This window comes from Paraburkholderia sp. FW306-02-B (assembly GCF_058782725.1).
The window spans coordinates 417,679-443,180 of the sequence record NZ_JBYSXZ010000002.1; the positions used below are offsets into that span (position 1 = coordinate 417,679).

General features: G+C 61.4%; 22 protein-coding genes. 10 read left to right on the top strand and 12 right to left on the bottom strand.

Annotated features, from left to right (window positions below):
• Positions 1-184: 184 nt before the first annotated feature.
• Positions 185-1,393, bottom strand: a complete 1,209-nt coding sequence (locus tag AC3WOG_RS22825) for a CaiB/BaiF CoA transferase family protein (protein WP_492580205.1) — start codon at positions 1,391-1,393, stop codon at positions 185-187.
• A 281-nt stretch (positions 1,394-1,674) separates the two neighbouring features.
• Positions 1,675-2,586, bottom strand: coding sequence for a LysR family transcriptional regulator (locus AC3WOG_RS22830; protein WP_492580206.1), 912 nt, complete (start codon positions 2,584-2,586; stop codon positions 1,675-1,677).
• A 1,102-nt stretch (positions 2,587-3,688) separates the two neighbouring features.
• Between AC3WOG_RS22830 and AC3WOG_RS22835 the strand changes: the two genes are divergently transcribed.
• Entirely contained in the window at positions 3,689-4,822 is a 1,134-nt protein-coding gene (locus AC3WOG_RS22835; RefSeq protein WP_492580207.1) for a porin, read from the top strand.
• Between the two features lie 304 nt (positions 4,823-5,126).
• Complete coding sequence (locus AC3WOG_RS22840; protein WP_492580208.1) at positions 5,127-5,480, top strand: transposase; 354 nt, start codon at positions 5,127-5,129, stop codon at positions 5,478-5,480.
• A gap of 82 nt (positions 5,481-5,562) precedes the next feature.
• Here AC3WOG_RS22840 and AC3WOG_RS22845 read toward each other — a convergent pair whose 3' ends face one another.
• The gene (locus AC3WOG_RS22845; RefSeq protein WP_492580209.1) at positions 5,563-7,122 is read right to left on the bottom strand and encodes a methyl-accepting chemotaxis protein; all 1,560 of its coding nucleotides are present in this window, start codon (positions 7,120-7,122) and stop codon (positions 5,563-5,565) included.
• A gap of 182 nt (positions 7,123-7,304) precedes the next feature.
• Positions 7,305-8,051 (bottom strand): Crp/Fnr family transcriptional regulator, encoded by a 747-nt coding sequence (locus AC3WOG_RS22850; RefSeq protein WP_492580210.1) that lies wholly within the window; start codon positions 8,049-8,051, stop codon positions 7,305-7,307.
• Positions 8,052-8,276: 225 nt separating this feature from the next.
• Between AC3WOG_RS22850 and AC3WOG_RS22855 the strand changes: the two genes are divergently transcribed.
• Positions 8,277-9,908 carry an acyl-CoA synthetase gene (locus AC3WOG_RS22855; RefSeq protein ID WP_492580211.1) on the top strand — a complete coding sequence of 544 codons (1,632 nt, stop codon included), beginning with the start codon at positions 8,277-8,279 and terminating at the stop codon, positions 9,906-9,908.
• A gap of 64 nt (positions 9,909-9,972) precedes the next feature.
• Here the strand turns inward: AC3WOG_RS22855 and AC3WOG_RS22860 are convergent, their stop codons facing one another.
• From AC3WOG_RS22860 to AC3WOG_RS22870, 3 genes are all read right to left on the bottom strand, one after another.
• A complete protein-coding gene (locus AC3WOG_RS22860; RefSeq protein ID WP_492580212.1) occupies positions 9,973-10,197 on the bottom strand; it encodes a hypothetical protein in 225 nt (74 codons plus the stop codon).
• A gap of 280 nt (positions 10,198-10,477) precedes the next feature.
• Entirely contained in the window at positions 10,478-10,681 is a 204-nt protein-coding gene (locus AC3WOG_RS22865; protein WP_012428559.1) for a cold-shock protein, read from the bottom strand.
• 298 nt (positions 10,682-10,979) lie between these two features.
• Positions 10,980-11,615 carry a LysE family translocator gene (locus AC3WOG_RS22870; protein WP_492580213.1) on the bottom strand — a complete coding sequence of 212 codons (636 nt, stop codon included), beginning with the start codon at positions 11,613-11,615 and terminating at the stop codon, positions 10,980-10,982.
• A gap of 544 nt (positions 11,616-12,159) precedes the next feature.
• On the opposite strand from AC3WOG_RS22870, the gene AC3WOG_RS22875 reads away from it, so the two are divergent.
• Together AC3WOG_RS22875 and AC3WOG_RS22880 are read left to right on the top strand one after the other, a co-directional pair.
• Positions 12,160-12,330, top strand: a complete 171-nt coding sequence (locus AC3WOG_RS22875) for a HEAT repeat domain-containing protein (RefSeq protein ID WP_492580214.1) — start codon at positions 12,160-12,162, stop codon at positions 12,328-12,330.
• Entirely contained in the window at positions 12,327-12,605 is a 279-nt protein-coding gene (locus AC3WOG_RS22880) for a DUF971 domain-containing protein (RefSeq protein WP_492580215.1), read from the top strand. Before AC3WOG_RS22875 ends, AC3WOG_RS22880 begins: the two co-directional genes overlap by 4 nt.
• 155 nt (positions 12,606-12,760) lie before the next feature.
• On the opposite strand, the gene pcaG is transcribed toward AC3WOG_RS22880, so the two are convergent.
• Complete coding sequence (gene pcaG, locus AC3WOG_RS22885; RefSeq protein WP_492580216.1) at positions 12,761-13,348, bottom strand: protocatechuate 3,4-dioxygenase subunit alpha; 588 nt, start codon at positions 13,346-13,348, stop codon at positions 12,761-12,763.
• A 3-nt stretch (positions 13,349-13,351) separates the two neighbouring features.
• Positions 13,352-14,056 carry a protocatechuate 3,4-dioxygenase subunit beta gene (gene pcaH / locus AC3WOG_RS22890; RefSeq protein ID WP_492580217.1) on the bottom strand — a complete coding sequence of 235 codons (705 nt, stop codon included), beginning with the start codon at positions 14,054-14,056 and terminating at the stop codon, positions 13,352-13,354.
• Between the two features lie 107 nt (positions 14,057-14,163).
• Between pcaH and pcaQ the strand changes: the two genes are divergently transcribed.
• Together pcaQ and AC3WOG_RS22900 are read left to right on the top strand one after the other, a co-directional pair.
• Positions 14,164-15,156, top strand: a complete 993-nt coding sequence (gene pcaQ / locus AC3WOG_RS22895; protein ID WP_492580218.1) for a pca operon transcription factor PcaQ — start codon at positions 14,164-14,166, stop codon at positions 15,154-15,156.
• Positions 15,157-15,380: 224 nt separating this feature from the next.
• Complete coding sequence (locus AC3WOG_RS22900; RefSeq protein WP_492580219.1) at positions 15,381-16,514, top strand: 4-hydroxyphenylpyruvate dioxygenase family protein; 1,134 nt, start codon at positions 15,381-15,383, stop codon at positions 16,512-16,514.
• Here AC3WOG_RS22900 and AC3WOG_RS22905 read toward each other — a convergent pair.
• Complete coding sequence (locus tag AC3WOG_RS22905) at positions 16,511-17,443, bottom strand: LysR substrate-binding domain-containing protein (protein WP_492580220.1); 933 nt, start codon at positions 17,441-17,443, stop codon at positions 16,511-16,513. The two genes, AC3WOG_RS22900 and AC3WOG_RS22905, sit on opposite strands and share 4 nt — an antisense overlap.
• A gap of 164 nt (positions 17,444-17,607) precedes the next feature.
• Between AC3WOG_RS22905 and AC3WOG_RS22910 the strand changes: the two genes are divergently transcribed.
• A complete protein-coding gene (locus AC3WOG_RS22910; protein ID WP_492580221.1) occupies positions 17,608-18,645 on the top strand; it encodes a DUF1338 domain-containing protein in 1,038 nt (345 codons plus the stop codon).
• Positions 18,646-18,692: 47 nt separating this feature from the next.
• Positions 18,693-21,695: an FAD-binding and (Fe-S)-binding domain-containing protein gene (locus AC3WOG_RS22915; RefSeq protein ID WP_492580222.1), complete on the top strand. Its 3,003-nt coding sequence runs from the start codon at positions 18,693-18,695 to the stop codon at positions 21,693-21,695.
• A 31-nt stretch (positions 21,696-21,726) separates the two neighbouring features.
• Here AC3WOG_RS22915 and AC3WOG_RS22920 read toward each other — a convergent pair whose 3' ends face one another.
• Positions 21,727-22,362: a helix-turn-helix domain-containing protein gene (locus tag AC3WOG_RS22920; RefSeq protein ID WP_492580223.1), complete on the bottom strand. Its 636-nt coding sequence runs from the start codon at positions 22,360-22,362 to the stop codon at positions 21,727-21,729.
• 303 nt (positions 22,363-22,665) lie between these two features.
• Positions 22,666-22,893: a hypothetical protein gene (locus AC3WOG_RS22925; protein ID WP_492580224.1), complete on the bottom strand. Its 228-nt coding sequence runs from the start codon at positions 22,891-22,893 to the stop codon at positions 22,666-22,668.
• 299 nt (positions 22,894-23,192) lie between these two features.
• Here AC3WOG_RS22925 and AC3WOG_RS22930 point away from each other — a divergent pair, with 299 nt between their 5' ends.
• A complete protein-coding gene (locus AC3WOG_RS22930; RefSeq protein ID WP_492580225.1) occupies positions 23,193-25,427 on the top strand; it encodes a LamG-like jellyroll fold domain-containing protein in 2,235 nt (744 codons plus the stop codon).
• The last annotated feature ends 75 nt before the right edge of the window (positions 25,428-25,502 follow it).

Sequence of the window (25,502 nt, forward strand, 5' to 3'; positions counted from 1 at the left end):
GTGCGGCGGGGTGGCTGTTTTGGCGCAGCCGTTACGCACCTGATTTGCTGCGTTTATGATGCCTGGCCCAGTTCGCTCACCCGTTCCGGCACGAGCGTGAACAGGTCACCTGGGAGGCCGGAATGGGCGACGCCGAAAATCGGCGCCATGGCACAGTGCCGTTGCAATGAGGCGCAATGCGACGTTAAACGACGCCGTCTGCCTTCAACCGTGACAGTCGTTCGTCCGACAGGCCGAGCAGCGATTGCAGAACATCCTTCGTGCCTTCCCCGAGTTGCGGCGGCGCGCTTCGTACCGGTAAGCGGACACCGTCGAAGCGATAGGGCGGAGCGAGGACATGTGTGCTGCCGGCTTCCGGATGCGACTGTGTCGTCACGAGCCCGCCGTCCGTCGCGCGCTTCGAGGTGAGCGCCTCGTGAAGACCGAGCACTTCGCCGCATGGAATGCCGGCCTGAGTCAGGCGTTGCAGCAGCACCTGGCGCTTTCTTCGACCGATCTCGCGGTTGAGTTCGGGCACGAGCACCTCGCGGTTCGTCGCACGGTTGATGTTCGTCTGGAACCGGTCGTCTTCTGCAAGATCGGGGCGTTCGATCACATCGCGACAGAAGCGCGCGAACTGACTGTTGTTGCCGACCGTGATGACGAGCGGTCCGTCGGCCGCGTCGAATACGCCGTAGGGCACAATCGAAGGATGCGCGTTGCCGTAGCGCGGCGGGTCCTCGCCCATGATCAGCGCTTCCAGCCCGTAATACGACGTGATCATCAGGCCGCAATCGAACAGCGCCATTTCGATGTGGCGTCCCTTGCCGGTCTGCTGACGCTCGAACAGCGCTGCGAGCACCGCCTGGGCCGAGTACATCCCGGTGAACAGGTCGACAGCGGCAACGCCGAACTTCAGAGGCGGCTGATCGGCTTCGCCGTTGAGCGCCATCAGCCCGGCCTCGCCCTGAACCACCAGATCGTAGCCGGGACGCGCGGCTTCCGGTCCCGTGCGGTCGTAGCCGGAGATCGAGCAGTAGATCAGGTCCTCATGTTCCTGCTTCAGTTGCTCGTATCCGAGGCCCAGCTTTTCCGCGCCGCCGAACTTGAAGTTCTGGATCACGACGTCGCTCTTCTGCGCCAGTTCCCGCGCGATCTGCTGGCCCTCGGCGGTTTGCAGGTCGAGACTCACCGAGCGCTTGTTGCGGTTGACGCTGTTGAAATAGGCCGTCTCGGTCGAGCCGACTCGCAAGCCCCAATCACGAGTGTCGTCGCCGCGCGTCGGGTGCTCGACCTTGATGACTTCGGCGCCGAGATCGCCCAGCACCATGCCGCACCACGGTCCAGCAAGCACGCGGGAGAGATCGAGGACGCGAACGCCGGCTAGCGGCAGCGAGGAAGTCAGGTTCGACATGGCAAATCCAGATTGTCAGGGGGGCGTGACGAGGACGCCGCTTCTACTTTGAATGCGCGGCCGTGTTGCTGAGAGGCACGATGAGAATCTGGCCGCGCAGTTCGGGCGTGGCGATGTCGTCAGACAATTGGGGGGTCATTGTCCCAGTCTCCGTGTATTGGCTTTTCGTATGGGCTCATTGTGGGATGGGCCGATCGTATTGACAATTCCACTGGAGGTTGACGGACTGTTAACTACAGCTTGACATCGAGCGCGGTGACCGACCGTCCGAGCGCACGTCTTCAAACCCACGTTTGCGCGAGCGAAAGGATTTCGTCGCGCAGGTAGTCGATCAGGGCTTGCGTCGATGGCGATGGATAGCGATTGGGCAGGGTGACGATATACAGGGTGTTCTGCTGACCGGCGACACGGTATTGCGGCAGGATCGGCAGCAGTCCGCGGCTCATCGGCGCATGCGGCACGTAGACCGGCAACAGCCCGATACCCATGCCCTGACACACGGCCTCAGCCAGGAACGGGTAGTCCGACGACTGCAACGCGGGCTGCATCGTGATCGTGTGGACGTCGGCTTCGTTCTCCCGGTGCGTGAGCGTCATCGTCACGCGCCGGCCCGGGTAGGGCGATGCGACCAGCGTCTGCCGTTCGAGGTCGGCGGGACAATCGATCGGACCGTGCTTCTCCACATACGCGGCCGCTGCATACAGGTTCCAGTCGATCGAGCATATGTTGCGCGCCACGTAGTCCAGCGGCGGCGTCGACGTGATTCTCACCGCCACGTCGACTTCCGCGGCGATCAGGTCCTCGATCCGGTTGTTGAACGTGACATTCAGCGTAATGCCCGGATGCGTACGCGCGAATTCAAGCAGCTTCGAACCGATAAACATCCGGCCGAAGCCGGTCGGCACGCTGATCCGCACCCGGCCGCGCAGTGTTTGCCCGAGGCTGTCGATCGATGCGCGCGCTGTACCCAGATCATCGAGCATCCGCTGGCCGCAGTCGTACAGCGTGTGTCCGGCTTGCGTCAGTTCGAGACTTCGCGTCGAGCGACGCAGCAGTTGCGCGCCGGTTTCGCGTTCCAACAGCTTCAACCGCTGGCTGATGTTGGAGCGCGTCATGCCGAGTTTGCGCGCCGCGGCGCTGAGGCTGCGCGATTCCACAATCTCGACGAACAGGCCGATCAGATTTAAATCCATGGGGTATTTGTCAATTCAGCCTGAACAGGTGCCGCTATATTAGGCCTATTGTCGCCGCCTGGAGATCGGTCGCCCCGAAGGACGCCGTCGCGAGTCGAAGTCGCTCACGAGCGGATTCTCGACTGCTCGTGGGAACGGCTTTCACGACGGCGTTTATCGGTGTCGATGTCCGTTCGCATTGCTGTTCGGCTCCGCGGATGAAGGCGAATTCGACCAGTCACAACGCATTCACAACGGCGGACCGCTGGAAAGTAGGGAAACTCCGTGTAAAAAGGCTGACGGCTGCACCGTTAATCAAATGCGGAAGGCTGTTCGATGTATGCCATCCGCCTTCAGCACGGGTTTCTTGTCACGCGGCGGCTGGCGCCGCAATTCACCCCCGGGCAATGCCCGTGCTGAAGGCTTCACTTCTTCGGTGGTGTCCGTTTTGAAGCGCTAGCGCTTTGAATGCATAGCCGACAGCCATGACTACATGTGACCGGTTTTTTCATTAGTGTGTGTCTGCACAAGGCCATGCTACGGCGGCTACATGGAGGGCGAGTCGGAATTCAATCCGGTTTTTTAAATGCCGTCTGTTAATCGATCGAACAGCGTCTAACCGTTATGCCGAATAATCCGCGCAAAATTAGCGACTTGATTAATCGAGTTAAGTTCCCGGTTTTCTGAAATAAATTTACTCCATGCCGCATTCCTCTTGCGCATTTGCCTGATTTTCAGGCAATCAGATATCGCTCATTTTTTGATCGTTCAGACCAGATTACGTCAGGCATATTAAAACGCTGTTGCATACACACAACTTTCATTATTGAGAGGTTGCAAATTTCATCTGTTCAGAGGAGGCGCGCAGCATGTCTTATTTTGCGATATGTGTCGGAAAAACAAAGACTTAATGTCCGCGCCGGTTGGATTGTTGCGAATTCTGAAAGATCCTGTTGCGTAAATTGCGCATGTCGCTATTAGGGTGTCCCCCTACACTCACGCTTCGTTTCAAGGGTGCCCGGCTGATCCGAAGCGGTTCAGCGAACAGGGCGGCAGCGCGATGCATGCGCTGCCGAGGCAGGTCTCGCTCCCCGCGTAAATTTATCGAACTGGAGTCCCACGCATGAAAAAGAGTCTCATCGTCGTTGCGGTTGCCGCATCGTTCGCTTCCGTCGCTCACGCACAAAGCAGCGTGACGCTGTATGGTCTGCTGGATGCCGGCCTGACGTACACCAGCAATGTCAACCACAACGCAAAGTGGGCAGCAGGTAGCGGCGGCATCAACCAAAGCATGTTCGGTCTGCGCGGTTCGGAAGATCTGGGCGGCGGTCTGAAGGCAATCTTCACGTTGGAAAGCGGCTTCAACATCAACAACGGCAAGTTCGCTAACAACAATGGCATGTTCAACCGTCAAGCGTTTGTCGGTCTGTCGAGCGCGCAATTCGGTACGGTCACGCTGGGTCGTCAATACGACGCAGCACAAGACTACCTGGCACCGCTGACGGCAACGGGCAGCTGGGGCGGTACGTACTTCGCTCACCCGTTCAACAACGACAACCTGAACACGAACGGTGGCTTCGCAGTCAACAACTCGATCAAGTACTCGAGCGCTAACTACGCAGGCTTCACGTTCGGCGGCACGTACGGCTTCTCGAACCAGGCTGGCGCATTCGCAAACAACCGCGAATACAGCGTTGGTGCTGCATACCAGTGGCAAGGCCTGCGTTTGGGCGCTGCTTACGCACAGCAGAACAACCCGGGTGCAACGAACGGCGGCGCTTCGGACGGTTCGTACGTCAACGCTATCGCTGGCAACGTCGGCAGCTTCCGTCAACGTGAATTCGGCGCAGCTGCTTCGTACGCATTCGGCCCGGCTGCTGTCGGTGTGGCCTGGACGCAATCGCGTTCGGATAACTTCACCGCAGGCCATCAATCGCTGCGCGCTAACAACTACGAAGTCAACGGCAAGTACAACGTGACCCCGGCTCTGGGCCTGGGCGTTGCTTACACGTTCACCGACGGCAAGGGTTATGGCGTCGGCGCGAACGGTGGTTCGGAGTCGGTGCGCTACCACCAGATCGGCCTGCAAGCTGACTACTCGCTGTCGCGTCGTACGGACGTCTACGCTCAAGCCGTGTACCAGCACGCAATGGGCGACGGCGGTGTGGCTTCGATCTACAGCGGCGACGTGACGCAACTGCCGTCGTCGTCGAAGAACCAGACGGCTGCTACGGTCGGTCTGCGTCACCGCTTCTAAGCTTCAACAGAAGCGGGTCGTAGTAAAAAAGGTGCCGCGAACGGCACCTTTTTTTATGGGCGCGGCATTTGGAGCATCCGCCACACATGCCGGATGCCGCGCGCCGATGACAGATCACAACCTTCACAGCACCAAAAATCCTTTGACGCAATAAATTATTGCGATTTCTGACGATTGCACTCGCGCATCTGACAAGATTTAACTTTCGCGAAAGCGCGCTTGGAGTAGTCTCAATAAATTGATTTTTAGGCTATTTTCTCGCTGCAACGCTAGCACGTGTGCTGCAAATGCGCGTTCTTATTGCATGAATACTCCCGCTTCAAATCACCTCGCCGGCTCGCTGGCTATTCATGATCTGACCGACGAGCAATGGCACCGCATCGTACCGCTGCTGCCTGAAATGAAAGATCTTGGACCACGGCGCGGCCGTCCCTGCATCGATATCCGTTGCGTGGTGAACAGCGTGCTGTGGGTGCTGCATACGGGCAAGGCGTGGAGCGCGATGCCCGAGCGCTATCCGCCTTATCAGACTGCGCATCGCTACTATTTGCGCTGGAAAAGATCAGGTGTGCTGGCTAACATCGCCTTCGCACTATTCGATACCGATGTCATGCTGACCCGGCCCGTGGCGCGCAAAGGCGACACGAGCGCCGTCTAGATTCCATATTTGCATCGCAAATGAAAAAGGCCGTCACCAGGTGACGGCCTTCGTCTTTCTGTCTTGCGCATGCGTGCGGCGATCAGGCATGCTGTTCGATCTTGAACACCGATACTGCATGTCGCAGCCGTTCGTTCTGCTCATCGAGTGAGCCGGCTGCGGCCGCCGCCTGCTCGACGAGCGCCGCATTGCGTTGCGTCACGTCGTCCATCTGGCGGATCGCGAGATTGACTTCGCCGATTCCCGAGCTCTGTTCTTTCGAGGCCGCCGAGATCTCGTTCATGATCGCCGTCACGCGGCGCACCGCGTCGACCACCTCGCCGATCGTACTGCCCGCCTTGCCGGCCAGCGTCGAACCTTCGCCGACCTGCACCACCGACTGATCGATCAGCACCTTGATCTCCTTGGCTGCCGTCGCGCTGCGCTGCGCGAGGTTGCGCACTTCACCCGCGACCACCGCGAAACCGCGGCCTTCCTCGCCGGCGCGCGCGGCTTCCACCGCGGCGTTCAGCGCGAGGATATTGGTCTGGAACGCGATGCCTTCGATCACGCTGATGATCTCGCCGATCTTGCGCGAGCTATCGGTGATGCCGGCCATTTTCTCGACCACGTCGTTGACGACCTGACCACCGCGCGCGGCGATATTTGATGCGTCTGTCGCCAGTTCCGACGCGGTTGCCGCATTGTCGGCATTCTGCGTGACGGTCTTGGTGAGTTCGTCCATGCTGGCGGCAGTTTCCTGCAGCGAGGCAGCCTGCTCTTCGGTGCGGCTCGACAGGTCCAGGTTGCCCGCGGCGATCTCTTTCGAGGCGACCGTGATCGTCTCGGCGGACGTCTTGATCCGCGCGACGGTAGCGGCGAGTTGATTGCGCATCTCGCGCAACGAGAACAGCAGGCTCGAATTGTCGTCGCGCCGCAGTTCGATCGTGGTGGCGAGGTCGCCACGCGCGATCCGCATCGCGATCGCTGCGGCCGTTGACGGCTCTCCGCCGATCGAACGCGATACGTTGCGCACTACCCGCGAGGCAACGAACGACACCAGCACACCGAGCAGCACCAGCATGGCGGCCGAACGCTCAAGCGCGGTGTAGAACTGCGCCTGGATGTCGTCCATGTAGGCGCCCGCGATAAAGTCCCAGTTCCACGGACCGAAGCGTTTCACGTAGCCAATCTTTTCGCTCGGCGTCGTCTCGCCGGGTTTCGGCCACCAGTAGCGTAGATAGCCGGCGCCAGCCGCCGAGCCGCCCGCCTGGGCGATGTCGTGATACAGCGCGTTGCCTTTGGCGTCGCGAAAGCCGCTCATGTCCTTGCCGTTCAGCTTCGGGCTCATCGGATGGTCGACCATCACCGAATCGCTGCGCACGATCGTAACGTAGCCGGACGCGCCGTAGCGCTGTGCATTGACGCGGGCAATGGCCTGCTGTTTGGCGTCGTCGACGGAGAGCTTGCCGGCGTCGGCCTGCTTCGCGTAGTCCGCGACAATCGACACCGCCATGTCGGTGACGTCGGCCAGATCCGCGCGCCGAGCGTCCATTTGACCGTTACGTGCATCTAACGCGTTCACAACAGTGACGATCAGGAGCGCCGCCCAGCACAGAAGCAACGGCACCCACAATTTCTGTTTCAGTGTCAGACGGTTCATTATCGGTTTCGACGATGCGTTGAGCTCGGAATGGGGGAGGGCTGCAATCTGCGCTGCATAGTTCGCTTAACGGCTGTGGCGGCAGATTCTTTATTCCGTCGCCTGAAATTCAGGCGACATGTGAAGCGGCCGCCCTTAGGCGGCCGCTGAAAGAGGGTGTGAAGGCGCAAGTGGCGCTTGCTCTAGATCTGCTCCCGGCCAAACGCGCCCAGGCGTTCCAGATCGAGCACGTCGATCTGGTTGTACGAAAGGCGCAAAATCTCCAGTTTCTCGAGGTTTTGCAGTGCCTGGTTGATCCGTTGCCGCGACACGCCGGCCAGCAGACCGACTTCTTCCTGCGAAATGGCTAACGTGCGGCCGGTATCGGGGTACAGGTCGGGATTGAACAGTTGCGCAAGCGATTGGGCGACGCGCGCATCCACATCGAGCAGCCGGCTATTCTGGATCGACGCGATGAATTCGCCCATCCGGTTGTTCAACTGCCGGATCACGAAGCCGGTGAACGGCAGGCTCGAGCCGAGCAGCGCATGAAACGTTTCCGACGGCACGAACATCACGAGCGAAGGCTGAATCGCGGCCACGTCATATTTGCGCAATTCACGTTTGATGACGCTGCCTTCGCCGAACCAGCCGCCGGGCGGCACGCCGGACAGCGTGCAACTGCGTCCTGAAGCGTTGTAGATAGCGAGTTTGATGAGTCCGGAATGCACGCCGATCCAGTAATCCGACGGTTCCTGGCGGCGCGCGATCCACGCTCCGCCTTGCAGGTGCTCCGCGTACGAGCTGGCGAGGACCATCGCCTGATGTTCGTCGGCCAACGCGCGGAACCACGCGCAGGTGGCGAACAGTTGCGGCAGGCCGGCACGCGCGACCCGCTCCGGCCGGTGCGAACGGGCGCCTGCGAGGGCGGTGAGCGGAGCATCATCCATAAGCGGCCCGAGGGCGTATCCGGTTTCAGGCGAGTTAATGTGACTTGGGGGGCGTTAAGGCGTGCCACTCTGTCATTTGAATGACAGACGGTTCAGCATGACAATTGTTAGGCTAGTTCATCAAACAGAATAATCGACGGCGCGACCGGCGCTTCAGCAACCATGTTGCATGGGACCCGAGTAAGCGCTAAAGCGCCAACTCGGGTCGACACAGGAGACGATGCAATGAAGCACATGTTCGAAGAAGGACTCGAGCGCCGCGAGGCCAATTATGTCCCGCTGACGCCACTCGATTTCATCGTGCGCGCAGCGGAAGTCTACGGTGAGCGGCCCGCGGTCGTCCATGGGGAGATTCGCCGCAACTGGCGCGAAACCTACGGGCGTACGCGCCGGCTGGCCAGCGCATTGCAGCGGGCCGGCATCGAACGCGGCGATACGGTCGCGGCTTTACTTCCCAACATTCCTCAGATGATCGAAGCGCACTTCGGCGTGCCGATGGCCGGGGCCGTGCTTAATACGCTGAATACGCGGCTCGACGTGTCGTCTTTGCTGTTCATGCTGCGGCATGGCGAGGCGAAGGCGTTGATCGTCGATACGGAGTACAGCGAATTTGCACATCGCGCGGCGCTGGAATTCCCGGCGTTGCGGGTGATCAGCGTGGCCGACGCAATGCCCGCCGACGCGGACAAATTCATCCGCGCGACCGATTACGAAGCGTTCCTGCAATCCGGCGACCCTGAGTTCGCATGGACGCCGCCTGCCGACGAATGGGACGCCATTGCGCTGAACTACACCTCGGGTACGACCGGCGATCCGAAGGGCGTGGTCTACCACCATCGCGGCGCCTATCTGAATGCGCTCAGCAATATCCTCGAATGGGACATGCCCAAGCATGCGGTCTATCTGTGGACGTTGCCGCTCTTTCATTGCAACGGCTGGTGTTTCGCATGGACCGTCGCCGCGCGTGCGGGCGTCAACGTCTGTCTGCGCAAATTCGACGCGAAGACGGTGTTCGAGCTGATTCGCCGCGAAGGCATTACGCACTATTGTGGCGCGCCGATCGTGCAGAGCGCGCTGGCCAATGCGCCGGCCGAGTGGCGCGAGGGCATCGCGCATCGCGTGTCGACGATGGTGGCGGGCGCGGCGCCGCCGCCGGCTGTGATCGCGAAGATGAAGGAAATCGGTTTCGACCTGACGCACGTATACGGGCTCACGGAAACCTACGGTCCGGCCGCGGTCTGTGCGAAACAAACTCAATGGGAAACGCTCGACGACAACGCGCGCGCCGAACTGAACGCGCGGCAAGGCGTGCGCTATCACCTGCAAGCAGCGGTGACGGTGCTCGACCCGGACACGCTCGAGCCGGTGCCGAACGACGGCGAAACGCTCGGCGAAATCATGTTCCGCGGCAACATCTGCATGAAGGGTTACCTGAAGAACGAGCGCGCCACGGAAGCGACCTTCCGCGGCGGCTGGTTCCATACCGGCGATCTGGGCGTGCGGATGCCTGACGGCTATATCCGTATCCGCGATCGCAGCAAGGACATCATCATTTCGGGTGGCGAGAACATCTCGAGCATCGAGATCGAAGACACGCTGTACCGGCACCCCGCGGTCTCGGTTGCCGCCGTGGTGGCGATGGCCGATCCGAAGTGGGGTGAGGTACCGTGCGCCTTCATCGAACTCAAGGAAGGCGCTCAGGTGACCGCGGAGGAAATCATCGCGCACTGCCGGCTGTTTCTTGCGGGATACAAGCTGCCCAAAGCAGTGCGCTTCGGCGAGTTGCCGAAGACATCGACGGGAAAAATCCAGAAGTTCGAGTTGCGCGCGCGAATCAAGTCGGAAGGAAGCGAATAGACCGCGCGTGGTTTTCTAGCGCGCCCGATGGTGCGCTATGTGGTGCTTAAAGGGGGACTCGCGCTTAACCGCGCGTATCGACCCAGTGGCGTGCCCAACGTGCCGAGTGCTGCAATGCCTGTTCTTCGTTCGCGAAGTAATCGAGCGAATAGAACTGGTAGCGCCCTTCGGCACGCGCGCTGCCGGCGCGCTTGAGCAGCAGGTTGGACGAAAAGCTTCCGTCGGGCAAACGATGCGCCGAGGGTTGGACGGCATAGCCGTTGTAGTGATGAATATGTGTGTTTTGCATTTTAATTTTAATGATGTTCGAGTGCGCGCATGCCGTGCGAATGTTGCACGGACGAGCTGATTCAAGCCATTGCGAGCCGAATCTCAACGCAGTCGGAAAGCGGAAAAAGGGCGTTAAAGCCAGAGGGGAGAATGAGGTGCAACGAGGCGTTTGGCGCTTGGGGCTTGCTGCTGAAAACAGAAGCAGCTAAAAGCGATCGCGCCAACTGTGGGAGACAAAAGCTCCGCGAGGATGTCGCTGCAACCCGGTGTCCGTTGCCGGACACCGAGCCCTTCAAACTTTACAGCGGCTTGATGTTAGCCGCTTGCAGACCCTTCGGGCCTTGCTTCGTTTCGAAGCTCACCTTCTGATTTTCAGCCAGCGTCTTGAAGCCGTCGCCGCTGATTTCGGAGAAGTGCGCGAACAGGTCGTCGCCGCCCTTGTCCGGGGTGATGAAGCCAAAGCCTTTGCTGTCGTTGAACCACTTAACGGTACCGGTATCCATGAAGAATCCTTGAGGAAAAAAATAGAAAGATTTGCTCTGTTGATGAGAGCGCGTGAAGCATCAAGGAGGGAGAGGACAACGAATACCGCTGAGGGAGCGAGCAATTGATGAACAGCAATCGAACTTCTTGAACTTCGGACGTCACAGTAACCGCCGGGCCGTGTCAGCGTCAACACTTATCTTGTAACTGTTTCACCGGGTGCGCCCATATTGCATGCACGCGCTCACCCGGCGTTGGGGCCCTGATTGCCGGCTTGTCAAGCATGGCGTGACAAGCCGGTTGAATCGCGGCGACGTTTCAGATGCCCACTTTGTGTGCCGTCAGGATCAGGCGCAATCCGAGCGCGGCAACCGCACCCGCGGCGACGCGATCGATCCAGGCTTTCCACGTCAGGTAGATTTCACGCGGCCGTTTGCTCGAAAAGCACAATGCGACCACCGTGTACCAGCCGGCTTCGATGGCGAATATCGCGGGCGGCAGTGCGAAGTAGCACCACAGCGGCGGATGTTGCGGAAGCAGGGCCGCGAAAATACTGCCGTAATAGACGGCTGTCTTCGGATTGCTGAGTTGTGTGCTCAATCCGATCCAGAAGGATTTTCGCACATTGGTGGCGGCGGCTTGCGCGGCATCGAAGGCGAGCGGTTTGGCGGCGCCGCGCCAGATTTTCGATGCAAGGTAGATCAGATAGAGGCCGCCTGCCACTTTCAGGCCGACGTATAGCCACTCGACTGTGGCGAGCAACGTATACAGTCCCAGCAACGCGATGCCGCTAAAAAACACGCCGCCGATGCCCATGCCCGCGGCCGATGCGAGGCCGTCGCCGCGGGATAGGCCGATCGCATTGCGGGCGACGATCACGAAGCTTGGTCCGGGGCTCACGGCGCCCAATAGCAGTGCGGCCAGAATTGTGGCGATGGCAGTCGATGCGGACATTTTGCGTTTCTCCTGACGGTTGGAGGCAGTGAGTCACTGGAAAATAGCATGATCGAGAAGGGTCGGGGTTTTTGCCTTGCCGGCGGGTTTGGTTGTTCTGTTTGTCTTGCGTAGCGCTTTGTGTTTTTTTGCCTTTGGCGGCGGCATTGGTTGTGTGCCTGTGGCGTTGGCCTTTCCTTGCTTTGTTATTGGTTTATTAGCGTTCCCCCTGTGCGGGGGGCACCTACTTTTCTTTGCCTGCCGCAAAGAAAAGTAGGCAAAAGAAAGCGGCTTTACACCGCCAGCTCTTAAGCGGGTCCCCTGGCTTGGAGGAGGTAGTGGAGCATCTGGAATCTGTGTTTTCGCACACTCCGCACTGGTGACAAGGCAGTCATACTTCCGGCGGCGCTACGCGCGCCGTGGCGGTGCTTCACAAAACCGCTTGCTGGATTTTGCACCTGTGTCTCGCTCGCCACGGTGGCTCGCCCTCGCATACCCAATGCCTCGCCGAAGCGCTATCTGCTGCGTTAATCGCGACTTACCTCATAACCATATTTCGCTTCCGTTGACCTTCGACCCCGATTCCCTCGATCCGGAAGCCGCCGAACTATCGCTCGCCGAACTCGGCGACGTGCAGGCGCTGCCGGCCTTGCAAACGGCCAGCGCTGACGCTGACCCGGAAACGCGCAAGACCGTGCGGATCGCACTGAGCCAGATCGGCAGCGCGAAGCGATGAGCGTCCCCGAGCGCGTCGAGATCGATGTGGCCGGGCGCAGATTGTCGCTGACGTGGAGCGCCGGGCAAACGCGGCACATCGACAACGCCGCACTAAGAGAACGCTGTCCGTGTTCGGCTTGCCGCCGGCTGTCGCTGACAGGAGTCGCGGTGCGGGCTGAAAAGGACATCAAGATTGTCGACGTGCAATCGATGGGCAACGGCGTGCAGCTCGTATTCAGCGATGGTCACGATCAAGGTGTTTACCCGTGGGTCTACCTGGCCGCACTGCCGTGATGGATGAACCAGGCCGAATGGCGTACAAAATGGCGCACCAAAAAAAAGCCCGCACGAAGCGGGCTTTGAACTTTACTCGGAGTTTCGCGATCCAGTCGCCAGACGGATCGCATTCAGTGTATGTGAAAGCAATATGAAAGTATAGAAATTCCGCATTACAGATCGAAGAAGACGGTTTCCTTGTCGCCCTGCATACGGATGTCAAAGCGGTACACGTTCGCCATATTCGGCTCGCGGCGGGCGATCAGCGTGCCGCGACGGTCCGCCGGCACGGCGGACAGCACTGGGTCGCTCGCATTGGCTTCGGCTTCGTCCTCGAAGTAGATGCGTGTGAAAGTGTGCAGCAACATGCCGCGCATCGTGACGATCACATTCAGATGCGGTGCTTCATCCGGACTCACACGGCCGGGCTTCACCGTCTCCACGACAAAGCGCATTTGCGGATCGGTGCCCGTGCCGACCCGGGCGAAGCCACGAAAACCGCTTGCTTCGACTTCCGCGCGCGATTCCGGATAGTGGCCTTGCGCGTCCACTTGCGACACTTCCAGCATGGCATCGCCGACCACCTTGCCGTCGCCGTCGAACACCTGGCCGACGATCGTGATGTGCTCGCCGGCCGCTTCGCGGTCGGCCAGAACAGGCGTAAACAGGCTCTTGAAGCTGAAGTCGTATTGCTGCGGGCACAGACCGTAGGCGAAGTAAGGTCCAACCGTTTGCGAAGGCGTTTGCTTGAGAGTGGTCATGGCTCAGCGCTCCATCGGAGTTTCATTGCGGCCGCGCAGCACGATGTCGAAATCGTAGCCGAGCGCGTAGGCCTCTTGCGTCGTATCGAGCGAGAAGTTCGCGATCAGACGGTCGCGTGCGTGCTCGGGCGTGCCCTGGAAGATCGGGTCGAAGGCCAGCAGCGGGTCGCCCGGAAAGTACATCTGCGTGACGAGGCGCGAGCCGAAATGATCGCCGAACAGCGAGAAGTGAATATGATTCGGACGCCACGCGTTCGGGTGATTGCCCCACGGGTAGGCACCCGGCTTGATCGTCAGAAAGCGATAGCGGCCGTCGTTGTCGGTCAGGCATCGGCCGGCGCCAAGAAAGTTGGGATCGAGCGGCGCATCGTGCTGATCGTTCTTGTGCACATAACGGCCGGCGGCATTGGCTTGCCAGATCTCGACCAGCGTATTGCGCACCGGACGACCGCCCTCATCGAGCACACGCCCTGTCACGATGATGCGCTCGCCGAGCGGTTCGCCGTTGCGCACGGCATTGCGCGTCAGATCGTGATCGAGCGCGCCGAGGTCTTCGGTACCGTAGACGGGCACGCGCTGGTCGCGCAGCTTTTCCTTCAGCGGAATCAGCGGGCGCGTCGGGCCGCGTTTTACCGATGAGCCGTAGCCGGGGTAGATGTACGCCGGGTGGGACGCGAAGTCGCGCGCGGTGAGAAAGGACTCGTCCATCAGTGTCTCCTTCGGGGAATTGTGGGATACAGCGTATGAAGCGACTTTATCCAACCTGAGAGGTTATGCAAAATGACGTTTTCGCCCATTTCGTATAACCTCTCGTTATGCAACGCAGCCTCGCGGACAGCCGCGTCAAATTCCGTCATCTCCAGTGCTTTCTGGCCGTCGCGCAGTTCGGCGGCGTGCAGCGGGCCGCCGAAAGCTTGTCGATTACGCAGCCTGCTGTGTCCAAGACGGTCGCCGAACTGGAAGCGATACTCGGCGTGAAGCTGTTCGAGCGCGGCCGCCACGGCGCCGTGACGACCCGCGAGGGACAGCTCTTCATGCCGCATGCAAGCGCTTGCGTCAGCGCGTTGCGGCAGGGCGTCGACTTGCTGGCGCGCGCGGAAGGCGCCGCCGCGGCCACGCTGGAAATCGGCATCCTGCCGACCGTCGCGGTTGCGCTGATACCGCCGGTGCTCAAGCGCTTCGCCGTGCAGTGGCCGCGCGTGATCGTGCGCCTCGCGACCGGCGCCAACCCCGAATTGCTCGAGCGTCTGAAAGCCGGCGCGATCGAATTTGCGATTGGACGTCTGGCGGATCCGGAACGGATGGTCGGGCTCAGTTTCGAACAGCTGTTCAGCGAGCCGTTGATCGCCGTGGTGCGCGCCGGGCATCCGCTGACGGCGAGGGCCGGCTTGCCGGCCACTTCGCTGGAAAATTTTCCGGTGGTGCTGCCGCCGTTCGGCACGCTGATCCGGCAATCGGCCGAGAGCCTGTTGAGCGCGTGGGGCGTGCCACCGTTGTCGGCGTTTGTGGAAGTGCTGTCGGTGTCCACGGGGCGCGCGTTGACGCTCGAGAACGACGCGGTGTGGTTCGTGCCGTTAAGCGCGGTTGATTACGAGCTGGCGCACGGCATGCTGGTGCGTTTGCCCTTGCCGTTCGCCGGCACCGACGAGCCGGTCGGACTGATCCGGCGTTCGGACACGCAGCCGTCGCCGGTGGGCCGGGCGCTGATCGACGCGGTGCGCGAGGTTGCGCGCCAGCGCATGGCTGCCGCCGCGGCGGACAAGGCCGGTGGCAAGCCTGCGCCGAGGCGCAACCGCAAGGCGCGTTGAAATACGCCCCGATCGTTCCGGCATGATTCCGGCATGAACCATTCAGTACAAAATGCAGGTTGCGAACGCCCCGCTACACGGTGTACAAACACGGTGCGAAAGCCGTTGCTGGCCGCGTTGTTGCGGCACACCACGAACGCACTGCCACGTTGCCCGCGTGTGACGGCTGGCGGCCCGCACCGAACATCTGCAAAAGCGTCGAAAGACTGTACAAGGAGAATGCCATGCCCAGCGACTTGCCCACCCCGGAGGCCGCGCTGCGCGCAGTATCGGTTCCTGAGCACAATCCGCTCGGCACCGCCGGCCTTGAATTCGTGGAGTTCGCCGCGCGCGAGCCGCAGGTGCTCAGCGAGACGTTCACCCAACTCGGCTTCAAGGCGATTGCGCGCCATATCAGCAAGGACGTCACGCTGTATCGTCAGGGCGAGATGCATTTTCTGCTCAACGCCGAGCCGGACTCGTTCGCCGCGCGCTACGCCGAAGAATACGGCGTGGGCATTTGTGCGATCGGCATCCGGGTGGCGGATGCGCAGCGCGCCTTCGACCGCGCGATCGAACTCGGCGCATGGGCCTTCGAAGGCGAGAAGATCGGCACGGGCGAACTGCTGATTCCGGCCATCCAGGGCATCGGCGACTCGCATATCTATTTCGTCGACCGTTGGCGCGGCCGTGGCGGCCAGCGCGGCGGCCTCGGCGACATCTCGATCTTCGACATCGACTTCCGGCCGATCGAGATCGATACCGCACAAGCCGACCTGAGCCATGTGGGCACGGGCCTCGTCGCGGTCGATCATCTGACGCAAACGGTCGGCGCGGGCCGGATGCAGGAATGGCTCGACTTCTATCGCGATCTGCTCAATTTCCGCGAGATTCACGAACTGCACGCGAACTGGCATGTGTCGGCGGAATCGCGCGTGATGGTGTCGCCGTGCGGCGCGATCCGCATTCCGCTGTATGAAGAGGGCACACGCCGCACGAACCTGATGCACGAGTATCTGCCGGATCATCCGGGCGAGGGCGTGCAGCACATCGCGCTCGCCACCGACGATATCTTCGCGTGCGTCGAGCAATTGCTGGCGAACGGCGTCGAATTCGTCGAGCCGCCGCCGCGCTACTACGAGCAACTGGATGCGCGCCTGCCGGGCCACGGGCTCGATGTCGAACGGCTCAAGCGCACGCACGTTCTGGTGGACGGCGAGATCGGCGCCGACGGCGTACCGCTACTGTTTTTCCAGACGTTTGTGCGGCGCCGCGCGGGGGAAATCTTCTTCGAGATCGTGCAGCGGCAAGGTCACCACGGTTTCGGCGAAGGCAATCTGAGCGCGTTGGCGCAAGCGCGCGAGGCGACCGGCGCTTAATCGGTTTCGCTGTTGCCGGCCAGTTCAGGATTGACCGCGCTATACGCCGCTGCTTCCCGCAGCAGCCACTCGCGGAAGCTGGCAAGCGGCTTGCCGTGGCTCAACTCGGTCGGATAGACGAGGTAATACGCCGAGTCCGCGACCGCCGGTGCGTCGAGCGGCATCACGAGCCCAAGCTGCTCGAGCTGCGCGTCGACGAAAAAACGCGGCACCAGCGCGATGCCGAGACCGGCCGCGGCGGCGCTGATCAGCATCGTATGCAGTTCGTAGCGAACCCCTTGCATGGTCCGGTTATCTTCCACGCCCAGGTTGGCGAACCACGACGCCCAGCCGTCGGGACGGGTAGTGGAGTGCAGCAGCGGGTAGTCGAGCAGATCGGCGGCTGACTCGATTGGCCGCGTCAGCAGACTTGCGGCACACACCGGCACGACTTCCTCGCGAAACAGAAAATCCGCCGACGTGCCCGGCCATGTCGGTTTGCCGTAGTGAATCGCCGCTTCGAAATGCGTGTCCGCGAATGGGAAGGTGCCGGTGCGCACGCCCATGTTGACGCGCACGTCGGGATACTGCGCGTTGAATTCCGCCAGCCGCGGAATCAGCCATTGCGACGCGAAAGTCGGCAGCACCGCCAGTTCCAGGTAACCGCCACCGCTGCCGTGCGCGATGATCGACAGCGTGTCGCGGTCGAGTTGTTCCAGCGAGCGCCGCACCTGCGCGCTATAAACCTTGCCCGCCTTCGTCAGTACGACGCGCTGTTTGACGCGCACGAATAGCCGCACGCCGAGATTGCTCTCCAGCGTATTGATTTGCCGGGACACCGCGCTTTCGGTGAGGAACAACTCGCGCGCCGCATGCGTGAAGCTCTCGTGCCGTGCGGCGGCCTCGAAAGCGAGCAGCGCGCCCATGTTGGGGATCTTGAACTTTCGCACGTTAATTCCAAAAACGCATCAAGTGGCGATTTTATCTCGCTTTACGGCGTTCTCGCGAATTTGAATAATCTCGCTCGAACGATGCCGCGCTTGCGCCTTGAAGCCACGCCGGCAGGCCCCTTGAAGCGAACGAACCCGCGCGAACGCGTCACCCGAGAACCGATATGCGAAACATCAAGAATGCGAATGTCGAACAACTGCTGCTGAAACTGCTCGGCGCCGACAGGACGGCGACGCTGTTCGCCACGTTGAACCATCCGCAGGTACTGAACGAATGGGAAGACGGCGTCGTGACGCGCGCCGAACTCGCGCAGGCGATGAACATGGCGCTGTTCGAAGACCTGCTGACGCGCTCCGCGAACGGCCGCCAATACACGCAGGAGACGATCGCCGCCGGCGGCAGCGTGTACTTCGACCACGGCGCGCTGCGCACAGTGCGCTGGCCGCACAGCGGTGCGCTGCCGCCGGGCGAAGCCGCGTTCGCGCGCATCCTGCGTCCGCTCGGCTTCTGCATCAACGGTCGCTATCCGCTCGACCGTCTCGGCATGACCGGTCGCGCGTGGACCCATGACGACGCGCCCGATGAGATCGCGCAGTTCTTTGTCAGCGAATTGCATCCCGAGCGTTTTTCGGCGGAATTCCAGCAGGCGGTGACGAATGTGATCGGCGCGTCGCGCGATCCGTTGACGCCGCAAGCCGTCGGTCAGTTGTGGGAACTCGAACGCGAAGGCGTACTGCCGCTCGACGCGGCGCATGCATTGTTGCCGGTGATCGTCGGCGCATTTGCGCGCCAGCACGAGACGCCACGCGAAGCCGATTACGACGTATTGTTGAAGGAATCGGCGGAAATGGCGTGGATCGCGACCGAAGGCAACGCGTTCAATCACGCTACCGACCGCGTCGCCGACGTGTTCAAACTCTCCGACGACGAAAAGGCGAAGGGTCGTCCGATGAAGCCGGAAGTCGAGCGTTCGCGTTCGGGCCGCGTGTTTCAGACCGCCTATCGCGCGGACACCGTCCGGCGCGAATTCCGTGCGGCCGATGGCAGCATGGTGATGCGTGAGGTACCGGGTTCGTTTTACGAGTTCATCAAGCGCAAGCGCACCTTCGATCAGGACGCACGCCGCTGGGAAACGGACCTGCGTTTCGATGCGGGCAACGCACAGGGCATCTTCAAGATGACCGCTAGCCAGGCTGCGTGAGTGCAGGGCGGCAGGACGAGCGTTGGGCACGAGACATGACAGACGCGGTGGGAACATCAATCGATGAAGAGCAAGGCGCGAGCGTGAACGTCATGGACGATGCAGAGCGTCACGCGGCGCAAGCGGAACCGGTCGCGCGGCCTTTTAAAGGCACTACCGCCGTGATGCAGGCGCTCGAAGCCGATCTGCGCCGCCACGTACGGGGCGAAGTGCGCTTCGACCCAGGCTCGAAAGCCTTGTATGCGTCGGACGCGTCGAACTATCGGCAAGTCCCGCTCGCCGTCGTGGTGCCCGCCGACGTCGACGATTTGCTGGAGACAGTCGCCGCATGCCGCCGCAACGACGTGCCGTTCCTCGCGCGCGGCGGCGGCACCTCGCAGAACGGCCAATGCGTGAACGTCGCGGTGGTCGCTGACGCGAGTCAATACGTGAATCGCGTGGTGTCGGTGGATCCGGCGGCGCGCGTGGCCGTCGTCGAACCGGGCGTGGTTTGCGATACCTTGCGCGACGCAGCCGAGCAACACGGCCTCACGTTCGCGCCCGATCCGGCCACGCACAGCCGCTGCACGCTCGGCGGCATGATCGCCAACAACTCGTGCGGCGCGCATTCGGTGATGGCCGGCAAGACCGTCGAAAACGTCGAGGCGCTGGAAATCGCGACCTTCGACGGCGCGCGTTTCTGGGTCGGCCCGACCCCGGACGATGAACTTGCGCGCATCATCGCGGCCGGCGGCCGCCGGGGCGAAATCTACGCCGCCCTCAAGCAACTGGGTGACACCTACGCCGATCTGATTCGCGCGAAATTCCCGCAAATCAGGCGGCGCGTATCGGGCTTCAATCTCGATCAACTGCTGCCGGAAAACGGCTTCAACGTCGCGCGTGCGCTGGTCGGCACCGAAGGCACCTGCGCCGTGACCTTGCAGGCGAAAGTGCGGCTCGTGAAGAGTCCGGCGAAACGCGTGATCGTCGTGACCGGCTTCACCGACATCTACACCGCCGCGGACGCCGTACCGCATTTCATGCGCTGTTCGCCGATCGCGATCGAAGGACTCGACCGCGCGATCATCCGCGGCCTGCAGGCGCGCGGTTTGAAGAAGGACGAGATCGCGTTGCTGCCGGCAGGCGACGCATGGGTCGTGCTCGAATTCGGCGCGGACACGCAGGAGGATGCGGTGCGTCAGGCGCAAGCGGCGGCAGCCTATTTTGCATCCGGCGAAGCGGGGCCGAACGTCTCCGCGATGCTCGTCGAGGACCGCGCGTTGCAGGCGAAGGTGTGGTCGATCCGCGAAACGGGGGCATCGGCGGTGGCGTTGTCGGTCGATCCGGGCACGCCCGATCCGCTCGTCGGCTGGGAAGATGCGGCGGTCGATCCGTTGCGCCTCGGCGATTATCTGCGCGCGTTCCAGGTGCTGGTGGATCGCTATGGCTACGAGACGAGCTTGTACGGCCATTTCGGCGACGGTTGCGTGCATGCACGCATTACCTTCGATTTGCGCAGCGCGGAAGGCGTCGCGACGTGGCGCAAGTTTCTGCGCGAAGCGGCTGAGCTGGTGGTCGAGTTCGGCGGCTCGCTATCGGGCGAACACGGCGACGGCCAGGCCAGGGCCGAGTTCCTGCCGATCATGTTCGGCCCCGAGCTAATGCAGGCGATGGAGCAGTTCAAGGCGATCTGGGACCCGGCCAACCGCCTGAATCCCGGCAAGGTCGTACATGCGTATCGCGCCGACGAAAACCTGCGCGTTGGTCCCGCCTATAAGCCAGTGACTTTGCAAACGAAACTGACGTTCGCCAGTCAGGAGGGCGACGGTTTCCAGCGCGCGATCGAGCGTTGCATCGGTATGGGCAAGTGCCGTTCGCTCGAAGGCGGCACGATGTGCCCGAGCTACCGCGCAACCCGTGAAGAGAAATATTCGACGCGTGGCCGCGCGCATCTGTTCTGGGAAATGTTGCAAGGCGAAGTGATCGCAGATGGCTGGCAAAGCCGCGAAGTGAAAGAAGCGCTCGATACGTGTCTTGCCTGCAAGGGCTGCAAATCCGATTGTCCGACGCATACGGATATGGCTTCGTACAAGGCGGAATTTCTTTCGCATTACTATGAGACGAACCGTCGCCCGCGTCAGGCACTGTTCATGGGACGGATCGGAGAATGGGCACCGTGGGCGGCGCGCTTTCCGCGTTTGACGAACTTCATGACGTCGGCGCCGGGCTTGTCTTCAGTGGGCAAGTGGGTTGCGGGTGTGGCGCAAGCGCGTGAATTGCCGAAGTTTGCGACGCAAACGTATCGGCAGCTCGCGCGGCGCTCGCCACAGGATGAGCGTGCCGCTCGCGGCCGCGAAGAAGCGAAGAAAGTCATTCTGTGGGTCGATACGTTCAACGATCATTTCACGCCCGCGATCGCGCAGGCCGCAGCCGATGTGCTGACGCAAATGGGCTGGCACGTCGTGTTGCCGAAGAACCGGTTGTGCTGCGGGCGCCCTTTGTATGACTTCGGCTTGCTCGAACGCGCGCGCGAATTGCTGACGAACATCCTCGACGACCTCGCCGACGACATCGCCGCCGGTGTGCCGCTGGTCGGTCTCGAACCGGGCTGCCTGTCGGTGTTCAAGGACGAATTGCTCAAGCAGCTCCCCGATCACGCGCTGGCCAAACAGCTGTCGGCGCAGACTTTTCTATTCTCCGATTTTGTCGCGCGCCAGCCGTTCGATTGGCCGACGCTCGAAGCGGACGTGGTCGTGCATGGGCATTGTCATCAGAAGGCGCAGTTCGGCATGCAAGGCGATACTGCGCTACTGACGAAGCTCGGCGTCAGATGGACATTGCTCGATACGGGATGTTGCGGCATGGCGGGATCGTTCGGCTTTAACGCCGGGCATCACGCGCTGTCGGAGAAGATCGGTGAGGACAAGCTGTTTCCTTTAGTGCGTGGTGCATCGAAGGAAACGATCGTGTTGACCAACGGTTTTAGTTGCCGCGAACAAATCGAACAGGGCACTGGACGTCATGCGCTGCATATTGCGCAACTGGCGCAGCGGGCGTTGGCGACGCGTTAAAACACGTTAAAGCGCCGCTCAAGCGCGAGCTTTATTTCTTCGGTGAATCGGTGCCGGACGCCGGTACTTGCGGGATGTCCGCGCTGGTCGCCATCCATAACACTTCGGCGTCTTCGTCGCTGGTGGACACCGCGGCGTGGCCGGTACGGCTGTCGAAGTAGAGGCTGTCGCCGGCGTTCAGATGCGTCGGCGCGTACAACTCGGAATAGAGGCACACGCTGCCGCTGATCACGTACAGGAATTCTTCACCTTCGTGACGGCCCCAGTCGTCGAACGCGTCGAGCGTGTGCGCGGAGATGCGGATGCGGAACGGCAGCATCGCTTTGTGCGCGAGGTCGGTAGCGAGCAATTCCATCTGGTAGCCGCGGTAGGCGTGACGTTGACCCGCGTCTTTGCGGGTCAGCGCGCGACGGCCGCTGGCGCTGACTTTCGGCGTGGAGCCGAACAGCTCGCCGATTTCGATCTTCAGACCGAGGACGATTTTTTGCAATACGTCGAATGTGGGGGACATCAGTCCGTTTTCGACTTTTGACAGCGTCGAGCGGGAGACGCCGCAGAGGCGGCTCGCGGTTTCCAGCGTCAAGTCCTGCGCCTGGCGCGCGGCGCGGACGCGTCGGCCGAGGTCGGTCGTGGATTGGTCGGCGGGTTTGGTGAGGTGGGTGTCCATGGGGGCGTGGCTCAAATGCGCGCTTTTAGAGGCGTTCGGTGTTTCCGATCATAACATTTGAGGTGGATGGGGGAGATTGAGGGGGCTGTGGCGGATCGCCGGCAGGTTTGAGGCTCGTGATTTGATCGATCACGTGCCGCTGGGATGGATATGACGCGTATGCAAAGTGGGTGCGTGTGAGGTGCCGAGCAACCTTTCTTATCGGAAACGTTGTTCTCAGAAATTTGCGTCGTGCAATCGGATCCGGCTTTAAGTCGTGGACGAAAAATATCTCCTGGCTGATTGGGTTCTCGGCCAAACCGGTCATTCACCGTCCAGTCGGCGCGACAGCTTCAGGATGAGCGCCGTTGTCGAATAGCAAAACAGAAAGAACCAGGTCATCGCGTAGAGGTACACCCACAGCATCGCTTCCGTCTTGCCGATCACGTTGATTGCGGTGTTGCAGCGACTGACAAGTTCCGGCACGCCGATCACCGAGGCCGTCGACGATGCCATCACGATAACGACAAAGAAATGTCCCCAGTTCGACACGAAAAGCAGCGTGGCTCGGCGACGCTCTTCCCACGACTCGCGATCAGTTTTTCCTTACCCCAATTTCCGCATTTCCTGACGCAGGTACCACTGCAATGCACAGGGTTTCCTGTCGTTAAATACGGTGGGCGCGGTCGTGCTTCTTTCCTCTTGTCAGCCGCGAAAGCAAACGTTTGCGGAAGATCGATCCGCGGAAGCCCAAGTTGACCCAAACCCTCGAACAGGGCGCATGAACGTCAGCGGCAGTAGTCAGCACACACCGATCATTCAGACACGACTCATTCAAGAAACCAACGAATATGGACGATATGAAAGGCAACAACGAGCCAGCCGCAAGCATTTCACGGCGCACCTTCCTGTACAGCCTCGGTGCGCTTGCGCTCTCAGCATGTGGCGCAGGCGAGGGCAAGGGGTCGGCACAGGCCGTCGTGGGCAACGCCGCGAGCGAGACGATAGTCTCGAACGCGCAACTTGCGCTTGTCTCCACGGGGGCGACGGATGTGACGACAAGCGGTGCATTCGTTCATCCCGGGCTGCTGCACACGCAGACTGACTTCGACCGGATGGCGCAGAAAATCGCCGCGCAGGCGTCGCCGTGGTACGACGGCTGGAAGGTGTTGATCGCCAACAGCCACGCGGGCCTGTCCTGGACGCCACGCCCGCAGGTAGAGATCGATCGCGGCGGGAGCGGCCCGCAGAATTATCCGCTGTTGTACAACGACATTGCGGCGGCCTACGCATGCGCGCTGCGCTGGAAGGTGAGCGGCGATACCGCCTACGCCAACAAGGCGGTACAGATCATGAATGCCTGGTCATCCACGTTACAGCGGCTCGGCGGCGACACCAACGTCGATCTCGCGGCCGGCATCTACGGCTACGAGTTTGCGAACGCCGGCGAGATCATGCGCAACTATTCGGGCTGGGCATCGGCCGATTTCGCCGCGTTCAAGACGATGATGACCAACGTCTTCTACCCGATCAACATCGATTTCCTGAACCGGCACAACAACACGGACATCACCCACTACTGGGCGAACTGGGACCTTTGCAACATCGCGTCGATGATGGCGATCGGCGTGCTGTGCGACGACCATACGATGTTCGACCAGGCGGTCAATTATTTCCTCGACGGACCCGGCAACGGCGCGATCGCACAAGCGGTTTATTACGTGCATCCCGGCAATCTTGGGCAATGGCAGGAGAGCGGCCGCGACCAGGGCCACAATACGCTCGGCATCGCGCTTGGCGGTGCAATCTGCGAAATGGCCTGGAATCAGGGCATCGACCTGTACGGCCACGACAACAACCGCTTCCTCACCGGAGCGGAATACGTGGCGAAAGCGAATCTCGTTCAGTCGGGCGGCACTTACCTTGCCGTTCCGTACGTGACTTATGCCAATGTCGACGTGACGCAAACGGCTTTTTCGACGAGCGCGCAGGGCACGATCAGACCTTGCTGGGCGCTCGTCTACAACCATTACGTCAACCGCAAAGGGCTTTCAGCGCCATGGTCGACGAAGTTCGCGCTCGCCATCCAACCGGAAGGCGGTGGCGGCAACTACGGTCCGAACAGCGGTGGTTACGATCAGCTTGGCTATGGCACGCTCACGTGCACGCGCGATGCCGTCGCGCCCGCGGCCTCCCCCAGCGGACTGACCGCGTTCCCGAGTGCCGGTCGGGTCGTGCTGTCGTGGTGGGGGATCGCGAACGCGACGAGCTACAACGTCAAGCGAGCAGCCAGCGTCGGTGGGCCTTACACCACTGTCACGAGCGGCATCGTCGATCCGTTGACCTGGACGGACAGTCCGCCGTCCGGTACGTGGTACTACGTTGTGAGCGCGCAGACGTCGTCTGGGGAGAGCGCGAATTCCACGGCAGCCGTGGCGGCGACAACCATTAAGCTGCAAACGTATCTGCCGTTCGACGAGTCGAGCGGCACGAGCGCAGCCGATGCGAGCGGTAATGGACATACGGCCGCGCTGACGGGCGGCGCGACGTTCGCAGCCGGCAAGAACGGCAACGCAGTGTCGCTCGACGGTTCGACCGGCTATGTCCGCCTGCCGGACAGCATCGTCGCTGACATAGCGGATTTCACTATCGCGGCCTGGGTCTACTGGAACGGCAACAGCGGGAAATCATGGACTCGCATCTTCGATTTCGGCGCCGGAACCGGACGGTACATGTTCCTGACACCGAAGAGTTCAGCGGGTGTCATGCGCTTCGGCATTGCGGTCAACGGCGTGCATGGCGAGCGCGGCATCAACGGTAACGCTGCACTGCCGACGGGCCAATGGGCGCACGTGGCCGTCACGCTTTCGGCGGCGACAGCGACGCTGTATCTGAACGGCGCCGTGATCGGCAGCGCGTCCGATGTGATCTTCACGCCGTGGCGCCTCGGGCCGACCGCGCAAAACTGGATCGGACGGTCGCAGTACGCGGCGGATCCGTATTTCAGCGGCTTGATCGATGAGTTCCGTATCTACGGCGGCGCGATGCCGGCTGATCAGATCGTCGCTCTGTATCGGGGTGGGTAGCGCGCGGCGGATGCAAATTGGGCGGGATGTAGCGAGGGTAAGCTCGATTACGTGCCCGCTTTCTTGCAAGCGTTG